Annotated in this window: 12 protein-coding genes; 6 read left to right on the top strand and 6 right to left on the bottom strand. The window is 57.2% G+C overall.

Features of this window, described 5'->3' with window-relative positions; translation table 11 throughout:
* The first annotated feature begins 1 nt into the window (after position 1).
* Entirely contained in the window at positions 2-2092 is a 2091-nt protein-coding gene (locus VWY60_RS04555; protein ID WP_416539730.1) for a dipeptide ABC transporter ATP-binding protein, read from the top strand.
* Positions 2093-2149: 57 nt separating this feature from the next.
* Positions 2150-2953 carry a type 1 glutamine amidotransferase gene (locus tag VWY60_RS04550; protein WP_416538251.1) on the top strand — a complete coding sequence of 268 codons (804 nt, stop codon included), beginning with the start codon at positions 2150-2152 and terminating at the stop codon, positions 2951-2953.
* Between the two features lie 4 nt (positions 2954-2957).
* On the opposite strand, the gene VWY60_RS04545 is transcribed toward VWY60_RS04550, so the two are convergent.
* The 5 genes from VWY60_RS04545 to VWY60_RS04525 form a co-directional block, all read right to left on the bottom strand.
* Positions 2958-3962, bottom strand: a complete 1005-nt coding sequence (locus tag VWY60_RS04545; protein ID WP_416535674.1) for a LysR family transcriptional regulator — start codon at positions 3960-3962, stop codon at positions 2958-2960.
* Positions 3963-4080: 118 nt separating this feature from the next.
* Positions 4081-4830, bottom strand: a complete 750-nt coding sequence (locus VWY60_RS04540; RefSeq protein WP_416535673.1) for an amino acid ABC transporter ATP-binding protein — start codon at positions 4828-4830, stop codon at positions 4081-4083.
* A 12-nt stretch (positions 4831-4842) separates the two neighbouring features.
* The gene (locus tag VWY60_RS04535) at positions 4843-5730 is read right to left on the bottom strand and encodes an amino acid ABC transporter permease (RefSeq protein WP_416535672.1); all 888 of its coding nucleotides are present in this window, start codon (positions 5728-5730) and stop codon (positions 4843-4845) included.
* A complete protein-coding gene (locus VWY60_RS04530) occupies positions 5720-6475 on the bottom strand; it encodes an amino acid ABC transporter permease (RefSeq protein ID WP_416535671.1) in 756 nt (251 codons plus the stop codon). Before VWY60_RS04530 ends, VWY60_RS04535 begins: the two co-directional genes overlap by 11 nt.
* 27 nt (positions 6476-6502) lie before the next feature.
* Complete coding sequence (locus tag VWY60_RS04525; RefSeq protein ID WP_416535670.1) at positions 6503-7336, bottom strand: transporter substrate-binding domain-containing protein; 834 nt, start codon at positions 7334-7336, stop codon at positions 6503-6505.
* Between the two features lie 169 nt (positions 7337-7505).
* On the opposite strand from VWY60_RS04525, the gene VWY60_RS04520 reads away from it, so the two are divergent.
* Both VWY60_RS04520 and VWY60_RS04515 read left to right on the top strand, forming a co-directional pair.
* On the top strand, positions 7506-8249 hold the full coding sequence (locus VWY60_RS04520) for a substrate-binding periplasmic protein (RefSeq protein ID WP_416535669.1): 744 nt from the start codon (positions 7506-7508) through the stop codon (positions 8247-8249).
* On the top strand, positions 8246-10945 hold the full coding sequence (locus VWY60_RS04515; protein ID WP_416592466.1) for an ATP-binding protein: 2700 nt from the start codon (positions 8246-8248) through the stop codon (positions 10943-10945). Before VWY60_RS04520 ends, VWY60_RS04515 begins: the two co-directional genes overlap by 4 nt.
* Here VWY60_RS04515 and VWY60_RS04510 read toward each other — a convergent pair.
* Entirely contained in the window at positions 10933-11742 is an 810-nt protein-coding gene (locus tag VWY60_RS04510) for a response regulator (protein ID WP_416535667.1), read from the bottom strand. The genes VWY60_RS04515 and VWY60_RS04510 overlap by 13 nt on opposite strands.
* A 305-nt stretch (positions 11743-12047) precedes the next feature.
* Between VWY60_RS04510 and VWY60_RS04505 the strand changes: the two genes are divergently transcribed.
* Positions 12048-12242 carry a hypothetical protein gene (locus tag VWY60_RS04505; RefSeq protein WP_416539732.1) on the top strand — a complete coding sequence of 65 codons (195 nt, stop codon included), beginning with the start codon at positions 12048-12050 and terminating at the stop codon, positions 12240-12242.
* Between the two features lie 169 nt (positions 12243-12411).
* On the top strand, positions 12412-12899 hold a 488-nt coding region (locus VWY60_RS04500), incomplete at its 3' end, for a tyrosine-type recombinase/integrase (protein WP_416539733.1).

The raw sequence follows: 12899 nt of genomic DNA, 5'->3' as shown, positions 1-12899 counted from the left end.
TATGAACAAACTGGCAGATTACGACGGCCCGATCCTCGAGATTAACAAGCTGTCGATCTCCTTCTTCACCCGCCTGCGCGAAATTCCCGCGGTGATGGATTTCTCGGTCACTGTGCAGCCCGGCGAGGCCGTTGGCCTGGTGGGGGAGTCCGGCTGCGGCAAATCCACCGTGGCGCTTGGCGTCATGCAGGACCTTGGCAAGAATGGCCGCATCGTCGGCGGCACCATCAAGTTCAAGGGCCGCGATCTGGCGGAGATGAGCGCGGAAGAACTGCGCGACATCCGCGGCAATGAAATCGCGATGATCTATCAGGAGCCAATGGCCTCGCTCAATCCGGCGATGCGGATCGGCAAGCAACTGATGGAAGTGCCGATGATCCACGAGGGCGTCAGCGAAAAGGAAGCCTACGCCCGCGCGCTGGAAGTGGTCACCGACGTGCGCCTGCCCGACCCGGAGCGGATGCTGAACTCCTTCCCGCACCAGCTGTCGGGCGGCCAGCAGCAGCGGATCGTGATTGCGATGGCGCTGATGTCCAAGCCGTCGCTTCTGATCCTGGACGAGCCCACCACCGCGCTCGACGTGACGGTAGAGGCCGCGGTGGTTGAGCTGGTCAAGGACCTGGGCAAGAAATACGGCACCTCGATGCTGTTCATCAGCCACAACCTCGGCCTGGTTCTGGAAACCTGCGACCGGCTTTGCGTCATGTATTCCGGCGAGGCGGTCGAGCGCGGCTCGATCCACGACGTGTTTGACGAGATGCAGCACCCCTACACCCAGGCGCTGTTCCGCTCGATCCCGCTGCCCGGTGCCGACAAGAACGCGCGCCCGCTGGTGGCGATCCCCGGCAACTTCCCGCTGCCCCATGAACGCCCGCCGGGCTGCAACTTCGGCCCGCGCTGCGATTATTTCGAAGAGGGCCGCTGCGACGCCGATCAGGTCATTCCGATGTCGCCGGTGCACGGCAACGACCGGCACGAAACCCGCTGCCTGAAGTTCCAGGAAATCGACTGGAACGCGCCGATCACGGTGGGCGAGCAGAAGGAAAAGGCCGCCCCCGGCCAGGTCGTCCTGAAGATAGAAAACCTCAAGAAATATTATGAGGTGGCCGCCAACGCCCTGTTCGGCGGCGGCGACACCAAGGTGGTGAAGGCCAATGAAACCCTGAGCTTCGAGGCCCGCGAGTCCGAAACACTGGCCATCGTCGGCGAGAGCGGCTGCGGCAAGTCCACCTTTGCCAAGGTGCTGATGGGGCTGGAAACCGCCACCGAGGGCCAGATCCTGCTCGACAACCGCAACATCGAGCAGATCCCGATTGAGGAACGCGACACCAGGACCGTTTCCGACGTGCAGATGGTGTTCCAGAACCCGTTTGACACGCTGAACCCCTCGATGACCGTCGGCCGCCAGATCATTCGGGCGCTGGAAATCTTCGGCATCGGCAATTCCGAAGCAGAACGGCGCAAGCGGATGCTGGAGCTTCTTGATCTGGTGAAACTGCCCCGCGCCTTTGCCGAGCGGATGCCGCGGCAGCTGTCAGGCGGCCAGAAGCAGCGCGTCGGCATCGCCCGCGCCTTTGCCGGCGGCGCGCGCATCGTGGTGGCGGATGAACCCGTCTCGGCGCTGGATGTGTCAGTGCAGGCCGCTGTCACCGACCTCCTGATGGAGATTCAGCGCAAGGAGAAGACGACGCTCCTGTTCATCTCCCACGACCTCAGCATCGTGCGCTATCTCTCCGACCGGGTGATGGTGATGTATCTCGGCCATGTGGTGGAGCTGGGCACCACCGACCAGGTGTTTGCACCGCCCTACCACCCCTATACCGAGGCGCTGCTCAGCGCGGTGCCGATCGCCGACACGTCCGTGGAGAAAGAGCACATCGTTCTGGAGGGCGACATCCCCTCGGCGATGAACCCGCCGCCGGGCTGCCCGTTCCAGACCCGCTGCCGCTGGAAATCCGAAGTGCCGAGCGGTTTGTGCGAGAAGGACGTCCCGCCGGTGCGCACATTGGACGGCGGCCACCAGATCAAATGCCACCTCAGCGACGATGTGCTGGAGCGCATGAAGCCGGTGATTAAGGTCGCAGCCGAGTAAGGCAAACCGCGCAAGAAGCGCTCAGAAGCAAACCGATTCAATTGACCAAGGAAGAACATGACCGAAATTCTGATTGTAGAATCCAGTTCCCCCAATCTTGCCAGCAGCCGACGTCAGCAAGGACGGGCCGCGCCGCAAAACTTTGCCCGGGTGTTCTCAGCAGTCATACCAGGTATTAAAATCCGTGTCGCCGAGCCCTACAAGACCGAGATGACACGCGCAGATTTTGAAGGCTTGGACGGCATCGTCATGACTGGGGCCGGCGACGAGTGGCCAGCAGACGACGAATTGGCCCGCCCTATTCGGGCAGCATGCGACCTTGCTTTCGAAACCGGGCGCCCTGTGCTTGGTGTGTGCTACGGTCTGCAGATCGGCACTGTCTGCCTGGGCGGCGAAATCGCCGCCTGCCCAAAGGGCAAAGAAACCGGGCTTGCTTTGAATGTTGAACTAACGGAAGAAGGCGTGAAACACCCGATGATGGAGGGCCGCCGGTCAGGTTTCAGTGTTGCTTGTGCTCACCGTGACGAAGTCACCCGCATTCCCGACGGCGGTGACTGCCTGGCCTTCAACGCGCATAGCGCTGTCCAGGCAATGGCAGTGCGCCAAAGCGGTGCAGACTTCTGGGGGCTGCAATACCATCCTGAAATTTCACCCTCGATCGTGGCCAATGCGATCCGTGAGAACGGCAGCCTGTTTTTCAACACCGGTGTTGCTGTCGAGGATTTGCTGATGGTTGAAAGCGATCTGGAAACCGCAAATCGGCTGGGCTGTTCGGTCGATGATTTTGAAATCAGTACCCGGACCCGGGAACTGACAAATTGGATTCAGTATGTTTCAGGCCAGGAAGCGCTATCGGTTTGACCACTTAGCCGTCTGGCAGCGGCGTATCCGGGTCAGAAAAGATATCCGGGTTCGCCAGTCTCAAGTAACTTGCGGCCTCAGGCGACATTGTTTGCCAGGGGCCGTCCACCAGCTCTTTGAACACCTTGACCAGCCGTTGGTTCACGTCTTGGGACAGCTCCTGCATTTCTTCAGTGCGGCTAAGGAGCATCAGCGTGCGGCATGCTTCCGGCGGCGCAGGGAAAATCGAGAGATCACGTAAAGCTGCAGGTGTCTGATAAAGACATAGGACAGAAGTTACGGCCCAGCCATAACCGACCTGAACAAAGCGCAGCAGGCTCTGGCTTGAATCAAAGCTGAAGGCAGGCTCGGTATCCGCTCCCAATTGCCGTGCAATCCTGGCCGCGCGCACTCCGAACTTTGTGGTCGGCGCATAGGCGATCTGAGGGTCGGTGACGACAAAGTCTTCCGGCCGCTTGCGGGGCAGCGAGGCGGGGTAGACCAGGACATAAGGATCTATGAAGATTTTGGCCGGGTTCACATAGCCAAGCGTGTCATAGGGCGGGGTGTCGACCATAAGATCGAAGCTGCGCCCCAATAGCGCGTCATCCGCCCACGGAGAGATCCCTGCACTCAACTCCACCGACGCTGCAAGAGAGGTCGCGACTGAAAGGAATTCAGCCCCCATTGTGCAGGACATGCTGTCCGGCATAGCAATCCTCAGCTTCTTGCGGCTGACATTCGGTGTCGAGCGTACGTGTTCGACCAGTCTCACCAAATCCTGCAACTGGCTGGGCAATCCTTCCGCAAGGCGCTTTCCTGCCCGGGTCAGCCGGATCGGCCGGGTGTTCCGCTCCATCAGCAAAACACCCAGAGCTGCTTCGAGCCGCTGCAGTTGCTGGGAAAGCGCGGGTTGAGATAAGTCGCATTTTGCGGCCGCTTCGGTGAGACTGGCTGAACCGGCAATGACACAGAAATTCCGCAGGAGCGAAAAATCCGGAAGCTGGTCCGAGGGTTTGCTGCGGCTCATCTGTCTACCCCGTGAATGATCATCCTTGCTGAAGCACCGGCAACGGTTTCTGAAACACGCTCCTCAAAGGATCTCAGAACAGAGCAGGCCAGTCCGGCCATTCTGTGCCATGCAGCAGTTATAGGATCTGGCTCAGAAACTCTCTAGTACGCGGATCTTTGGCGTTGTCAAAGAACGTTTCAGGCGAGCCGTGTTCGACGATCACCCCTTTATCGGTGAAATAGATGTGGTCAGCCACTTCACGGGCAAACCCCATTTCATGCGTTACCAGGATGCAGGTCATCCCATCCGCGGCCAGATCCTTAATAGTAACCAGCACTTCCTTCACGGTTTCCGGGTCCAGCGCTGCGGTCACCTCGTCAAACAGCATCACATCCGGACGCATCGCCAGACTGCGCGCGATGGCAACCCGCTGCTGCTGGCCACCCGACAGCTCGCCCGGATAACTGTGTTCCTTGCCTTCCAAGCGCACCTTTTTCAGCAATGCACGCGCGCGTTCCTCAACTTTGATCTTGTCTTCCTTCAGCACTTTTACCGGTGCCATCATTACGTTTTCCAACGCGGTTTTGTGGGGGAACAGATTGTATTGCTGAAACACCATGCCGACTTTTTTACGCAGCTGCAGCCGGTCGAGCTGTGCGTCATGCACTTCCTGGCCTTCAACAGTTATGGAACCGCCCTGAATGTCGTTCAGGGCATTGATGCAGCGGATCAGCGTCGACTTGCCGGACCCGGACGGGCCGATGATGCAGATCACCTCTCCTTTCATGATGTCCATGCTGACACCTTTGAGGACTTCAATTTGCCCAAAGGATTTGCGCACATCCCGGATGGAGATTATCGGCTGATCAGATGTCCAAGTATTCATCGTCCGGACCTTTCAGAGTTTGACGGCATAGCGCTTTTCCAGCGCGATTGTGATGCGGGCGATCGGGTAGCAATAGGCAAAGAACAGAACCAGCGCGTACCCGAAGAACGGCACCAGAAGCTCAGGCCGGTTGTTTTCGGCCTCCATTGCCTGGCGCGAAAAGGTGATGATTTCACCGACACCCAGCAGCGAGCACAACGGGGTTGCCATTGTCAAAATGGCGTACCAGTTCATCCAGGGCGGGATCATCCGCTTGAAGCATTGCGGCAGGATGATCTGCCAAAGAGTCTGTGTTCTTGAGAAGGACAGCGCTTCGGCCGCTTCCCATTGTGCCGACGGTACAGACATGACAGCTCCGCGCACAATTTCGGAGATGTTCGCCATGATCGGAAGGGACAATCCGATGACGGCCTTCATCCAGGCTGGGACGGGGATCACCAGGCCGAAGATTTCGATCTCAAACGGAAAGGCCAGCAGCACGATGAACAGGATCACCAGCCAGGGGGCATTGCGGAACAGCTGGGTGACGCCCCAGCTCAGCCGCCGCAGCCAAAGGCGCTGCGAAATCTGCCCCAGCCCCAGCGCGGCCCCGGCAAAGGTTCCGATCAGCATCGAAAAGACCGAAATCACGATGTTGAACACAAAGCCCTGCAATGTCAGGAAAGGTATCCAGCGCCACAATGCGGCAAAGGCATCCCCCATGGTGTAGCTTGCGGACTGGGCGTAGGCGCAGGCAGGCCAGGCCACCAGCAGCACCAGTATGAATTGCGGCGGAATGTTCCCCAGCCACCGGACCAGGAACATCTCGTCATAGGTGCCGCCTGTCAGAGTATAGGGTTTCAAAACCGGCAGATCAGTGCGGGCCGGGCCGGTGATGCCCGGAAGGTTGTTACTGGCCATAGCCCGGTATCCTCATCTTGCGTTCCCAGGAGTTCATGCCAAAGACCAGCACTCCAACGAGGCCCAGATAGACAACGAAAAGAAGCAGCATTGTCGGGTTTTGTGCTGATGGAAAATCGTTCCAGACAGAAACGCTTTCATATAGCAGCTCGGGCACGGCGATGGCGAAAGCCTGGGTGGTGGTCTTCACCAGATTCACAAGGTTGTTGTTCAATGCAGGAATCGAAACCCGCAATGCCAGAGGGAAGACCACATTGGTGAAGGTCTGTGTCCGGCTCATCCCCAGCGCTTCCGCAGCTTCACGGGTTGAATGCGGTACAGCTTCGATCCCGGCGCGGAAGATTTCAACGTTGAATGCTCCCGCAAAAAACGACAGCGAAATGATAGCCCAGCCCGCAGCTGAGATAACTGGAACTTCGGTCCAGCCGTCAGGGCCGGTCACTACAGGGGTAAACTGGCCCAATGCGAAGTAGAAAAACAGCAGTTGCACAAGCGGAGGTGTATTTCGGAAGAACTGGATGTAACCCTGAACACCCGCACGCAGGATACGGTTGCTTGCCCCTTGCAGCCAGGCTCCTGCTATGCCGATCAGCAGTGAGAGCAGCACACAGGCAAAGCTGAGCTTCACCGTCATCCACAGGCCGGACAATATCCGACCGGCCTGTTTCTCGTCATAAAGCCAGATGAAATTCCAGCGTGGGAAATCCTCGGCAAGCTGCACAAAAAAAGCTTCGAAACCTGTCATGCCGACGGTCTCCCCTATGGCTAATGCTTATTCTGCGACCGGGTCCGCCAGCTTGGCGTTCAGATCCTGCAGGTAGGCCGTCGGTTTGATGCCCCATTTGGCTTCCCACTCGATCAGGCTGCCATCCTGGTGCCAACCATACTGCATACCGGTCATAAACCGGCCAAAGACACAGCTATCTTCGCCCTTTGGAACCGCCAGGCCCCAAGGGCTGTCATCCTCGGATGCCAGCGGCATTTCGAAGTCTTCCCACTCGCCAGAAGCGATTGCCGAGCCGATGGAGGAATCGTCATAGACAAATGCAACGCACTTCTTGTCACGCAGTGCCTGGCGAGCCTCAGCAGAACCTCCAAAGGCCACGATTTGAGCGCCATATTTGTCTTCAACGATCTGATTGTAGAACGCGCCTTGCACACCACAGACGGGTTTGCCGCTCAGTTCACCCCAGGATGTGAACCCCAATGCCTTCGGGGCCAGGATGTTCGTACCGGACGTATAGTAGTTCGGGCCGACGATGCCGACGATTTCGCGGCGGTCGGCGCGGTCGGTCATGGTGGCAATCATCAGATCAATCTGACCCTGCTCCAGAAACTGCATCCGGTTCGAAGCGACAACTGGGGTCAGTTCCAGTTCAACGCCAAGTGTCTCAGCAACATCCTGAGCCATGTCGATTTCCATGCCGACAATCGACCCGTCGGTGTCCCGGAAACCCCAGGGCTTGTAGTCTGCCTTGACGCCGACAACGATCTTGCCGCGCTCCTGAATACGGTTCCAAGTGTCATTGGTGCATTCCGCGGCAGCGGATGCGATCGGTGCCAGAACAAAGCTGGCCAGGGCTGTGGTGGCAATCAAGTGTTTCATGTTTCTCTCCCTTTCTCGTCTGCCGGATGGTTTACAGCCAGGAACTGTTCAGCGTGAGAGACGAAAAAGTTCCCCTGTCACCGGAACTTTTTTGACAGGCTGCCTGCTTGCCTGACCTATGCGCGCACGGATACTCTGGCACTGGCGCGTAACCAGCGGTGGATGACTGATGAACCGGCTCTTGCAGATCGTGACGGCTATCTGCCTACTTGGCATCATGATGCACCCTGTCCGGGCAGAAACCTGGGTGGTCGGATCCATGGAAGGCTTTGCGCCCTTCAACTACTCAATCGAAGGCGAGTATTCGGGCATTGACGTGCAGATCCTGAATGAGGCTGCAGAACGGATCGGGGTTAGGCTGGACCACAGGCCGTTGCCTTGGAAGCGCGCCTTGCTGGATTTCGAGACCGGCCAGCTTGATGCCGTCTTTCAGCTGGCGCCGACGCCTGAGCGTTTTCAGAAATGGAACATGGTCGGCCCCCTGCGCCGGACGCGTACAGTTTTTGTGACTTTGAAAGATTCCCCGATCCAGGATGTCCATACGCTTTCGGACCTGGACGGCCTGGTTGTAGGTGTGGTTTCAGGCTTCACATACGAGGCGCGCTTTGACCACTACCAGCCGCTGCAACGCGAAGCCTCGCTGGATGATTTCACTAATCTTCGCAAGCTGCTTCTCGGCCGTTCTGATCTGATTGTCGGCGGCTACGAGACACTGCATTATGTGGCCAGCGAACTGAATGCGCTGGACAAGTTGAAGTTTCTGCCGACCCCTTTGGCGGAGCACGCCCGCTATATCGGCTTTCACCGCTCTCCAAAAGGCGATGATATGGCCCGCCGCCTACAGATCGAACTGGAAAGGATGCAGGCCAATCATATCCCACCTGAATACCTGCGCTATTACTTCTCGCGATGAGGCTAAAGCTAAAACCCGCAGGCATCACACGTAAAATCGCGCTCGCTGCTGCATTGCTAGGGGTTTTGTCCGGACTGTTACTGGGGCTGTATACCCTCTTGGCGGAACATTCCCTCAGAATTGGTGCAGCCCGCCTAAATGCCGACCGTATCATTCGGGCGACACTGCCACAGATTGCCGGGGCGTATTGGGAGGTGGACGTTCCCGCTGTCCGTGCCATTTTGAACGGCCTGCTTGAAGATCCGGTGATCCTGAGCGCACGTATTGACGACCCGCTTCTGACCGACGCGCAGCGCGACAGCAGCGGCTTGATCGACCTGTCCGTATCGCGACAGCCATCGCCTACGCCGCCGTGGCTGAGCATCCTGTTTCAGCCCACTAGCCAACCGGAGAAACCTGCCTACATATTGACCAACCCGCGGGACGGCAGTGAGATCGGTCGGCTGGCACTTGAACTTTCTTTCCGTCCTGTCGAAAAGGATATGGTTGCCCGCAGCTATGTCGTGCTTGGCTCAAGCATTCTGCAGACGCTATTAGTGACTGCGGTCATTTTTCTGATTGTGCAGTTGATTGTTATTCGCCCACTTGCGCGGCTACAGGCGGCTGCCCTCAGGGTGCGGGATGGGCACTCGTTCCGGCTGAAGGGGCGCGACCAACGAATGTTCGATGTAAGAAGGCAGGACGAGATTTCCCGTCTGGCCCGTGCATTCCGGCGCACGGTGACTGAACTTGAGGCCAGCCGTGATAATCTTCAGGAGCTTGTGGACGAACGTACCCGCGAACTGCTGGTCGCGCGCAACGAAGCAGTTGAAGCCTCCCAGGCAAAATCAATCTTTCTTGCCAACATGAGCCATGAGCTGCGTACACCTCTTAATGCGATTATCGGGTTGTCGGGGATGCTTCTGCGGGAAGGTAAAGGCAACTCCAATACGCGCAACCTGACTGATCTTAGCGCCGCTGCTGCGCAGCTTTCAGAGAACATCGACAGCATTTTGGATCTCTCCAAAATTGAGGCCGGAGAGTTGGTGCTGGAGCAAGTGTGGTTCCGGCTGGATGACCTTCTGGACGATGTGCTGCTACAGACAAGAGCGCTGATGGCAGGCAAACCGGTGCTGCTGACTTGGGACTACGCTGCGGATTTGCCCGAAGAGGTTTGCGCGGACCCTCTGCGTCTGCGACAAATCATGGTCAACTTTGCCTCTAACGCGGTGAAATTCACAAACGAGGGCGAGATCTGCATACAAGCTGGATTTCAGAACGGCGCTTTGCGCCTTGGCGTGAGAGACACCGGAATTGGCATCTCTCCAGAACAGATCGAAGGCATTTTCAAAGCTTTTGGACAAGCCGATAGCTCAACCACCCGCCAGTACGGGGGCACCGGTCTCGGGCTTTCAATTGCACAAAGGCTTGCAGACAGGATGCAAGGCGAGCTTCAGGTGAACAGTGAACCTGAAAAAGGGTCTGAGTTTGCACTGATCTTACGCCCGCCAATCCAGCCCATCCCCCCAAAAAATGAAACTACTGATATTATCAAGGTTGAGGGCGCGGAAGGACCGGTCCGGCAGGTTCAGGTAATGGCAAATCGGGCATTGGCCACAACTACTGCTCCGATACCGCCTGTCATGGTCACAGTCACAACGGCACATGCTGCGTTCTCTCTCAGGTCTTCCAGCGGCAAGGTCAGCAGGAGGCACCTAGCACTTCCAATCACGCATAGGGAGTTTTCCGCAGCTCTATCAGAATTAAAAACAGGTACCGGCCCGAAACTGCAAAAAGATGAACTTCTCGCAGGCCGTGATGTGCTGGTGGTGGAGGATAACCCCGTCAACCTGTACGTCTTTGTTTCGCTGGTTGAGGCGCTTGGCGCCAAAGTGCGCACTGCGGTGAACGGTATTGAGGCACTCGAACAGGCGACTGCGGCGATGCCGGACGTAATCCTAATGGATCTGCATATGCCCTTAATGGACGGGTATCGCGCCCTGGAGAATCTTCAGGGCAGATTTCAGGGAAGTTTGGCACCTGTAGTTGCTGCCACGGCCAACGCCACGCAGGAAGAAGCCGAACGTTGTAAATTTTCCGGTTTTTCCGGTTTTATCCCTAAGCCAATCGACCCATCGCAGTTGCGCAGTCTTCTTGCCGACCTTTGCGGCAACAATCAACTTCCGGGAGTAGATCAAGAAAAGGGGCTGTTTTATGCAGGCGGCAACCGGCAGCACTATGAAGCTTCCCTGCGCCGGTTTCATGCCGGTTTGCGTGAATGGTCCGCAGGTCTGGCGGCCCTGACTGACAGGCCGGAAGGCCCGGTCAAGGCCAATCTCCTTCATGTCATCAAAGGGGCGGCCGGCACGGTGGGGGCCGACAGGCTGGCGGAACTTGCGGCGGGCGCTGAAAAGGGCAGCACTTCTATCAAAACAGTGGAACAAGCCATGTCCCAGCTGCTTGAGCAGTTCGACGCCCGCAGCCCTCTTTCTGCAGATGAATTGCCGTTCACCCCGGACAGGTTGGAGAGGATTAGGGCACTTATCAGCAAGCGTGACATTCAGGCCATTGAAGAAGTACAGAATACGGGATCAGGGGAACTTCCGGAAACTGCCAAGGCGAAACTTCAAAGCCTTAAGACGGCTTTGAAAGTGCTGGACTTCGAAACGGCTGATCAAATTGTAGAACAGCTAGCGGGCTCTCTTCACGAGGACTGAAACTGTCCGATGTCTGAACACATCCGGGCCAGTAACTGCTCAGCTTTCCCGAGCCGGTCTGCCCGCCGTGCCAGCAGTTTTTCCAAGGCCGTTTTTGCCTGGCGGAGTTCAATATGGCTGCGGATCCGGGCACGCAGAACAGCGGGCACAATCGGCCGGGTAATAAAATCGCAGGCGCCCATTTCCAGGCCTTTGGTTTCATCCATCGGATCATCAAGACTGGTCAGGAATATCACCGGTACATCAGCAAGGCTTGCCGTGGATTTGATTTGCCGGCACACCTCGTAGCCATCCATATCCGGCATCCGGATATCCAGCAGGACCAGGTCTGCCAGCTCCCCCGCGAGAAAAGACAGGGCTGCTTTGCCGGAGGTTTGCGGAATAATCCGGTAAGCGTCCCTTAGCAGGCCGTGCAGGTGGTGAATATTTTGCGGTGTGTCATCAACTACAAGGATCGACGGCAGATCCTCTTCATCTCCCGAAGGTGCCGCGCTATCCAATTCAGGAACATTGCTGACCTCTCCTGCCAGTTCTTTCGCCGCAACTGCAATGGCGGTAAGATTGGGTGACACTGTTGCAAAGAAATGTGCTCCGGCCGCTCCCATGAGCGCCCGGTTTGCGTCCCTCTCAAACAGAGAAATTCCAAGATGGCTCTCCAGTGTCCGGATCTGCCGGCTGACAGCCTCTCGGGAGACATTCAACTCTTCCGCCGCAGCGGTAAAGCTGCCAAGGCGGGCAGCAGCTTCAAACGCAAGCAGAGAAGTCAGAGGCGGCAAATGGCGTTTGAGTTGTTTCATGCTTTGCGTTCCGGAATGCTACGCATCTTGGACCGGAGGTTACGGCCGCTGTTTCATTTGTTACCGTGTAAGACTGGTCATTGAACAGGTGTTGCAGAAATATCCTGCCTGTTGATGCTATCAATTGGCCGCTCAGCCACGCTCACAAAGATCTTGCTCGCGGTGGTTGAACAAACTGCAAGTGATGTGAGCAAGACCGATCTCAGTTCCCTACCCAGAGGAAAAAATAAGAGTCGAAAAAGTGAAAGACTGGTGCGAGTGTGGGCTTTCCACGGGCATAAAATCAATGGCTTATTGATGTCTAGATGGCAAAACCTTTCCTTCTTCGTGTCTCCAACATCCCTGCTCGCGCCTCCTGTTCCGCCAATGGCGAAGCCTTCCCTGATTTTCTCTTCGGAAGACCTCGTGTCTTCCGGAGGGTAAAGCAGGGCGAACGACTGGCTTCCACGCCGTGCAGCGGCGCTGAAAATGATGCAGTCGCGGCAATTCTGCTGCTGTGAGCGCGCGCAGCACGAATTTAACACTTCCGCTGTGGGCTCTTGGACTAAGCCGCTCTCGCGGCAATTGCGCTTGTTGCTGAGGTAGCGAGCCGAACAAGATATAGGCGTATTTTGCGATGTAGCTGTCCTGCCTGAAGATTGAGGTTTCTCAATCGGACAGGAGGTTCCCATGGCAAATGAGAAGATGAGCCCGCTGCGTGCGCGGATGATTGAAGACATGCGTATTCGCGGTATGGCGGGGAAGTCGCAGCAGGCGCATATCCGGGCGCTAAAGAATTTCACCGCCTTTCTTGGGCGTTCACCGGATTCTGCCAGCCCAGATGAGCTGCGCGCCTATCAGCTTCATATGACAGACACCGATGTGACGCCGTCGGTGTATAACGCCCGGATCACAGCACTGCGCTTCTTCTTCGGCATGACCTGCAATCGGGAAGATATGAAGAAGTACATGCAGTTCCGCACGGAGCCGCGGAAGTTGCCGATCGTGCTCAGCTTTGAGGAAGTCTCTGCGGTTTTGTCTGCGGCTCCTGGGCCTGGCCTTAAATACCGCGCGGCCCTCGGCATTGGCTATGGCGCGGGATTGCGCGCCTCCGAGGTGACCAACCTGAAGGTGCGGGACATCGACAGTGACCGCATGCTGATCCATGTAGAGCGCGG

The sequence above is a fragment of the Phaeobacter sp. JH20_26 genome (assembly GCF_048056275.1).
Classification (GTDB): domain Bacteria; phylum Pseudomonadota; class Alphaproteobacteria; order Rhodobacterales; family Rhodobacteraceae; genus Phaeobacter; species Phaeobacter bryozoorum.
This window is presented reverse-complemented; position numbering and strand designations above follow the sequence as displayed.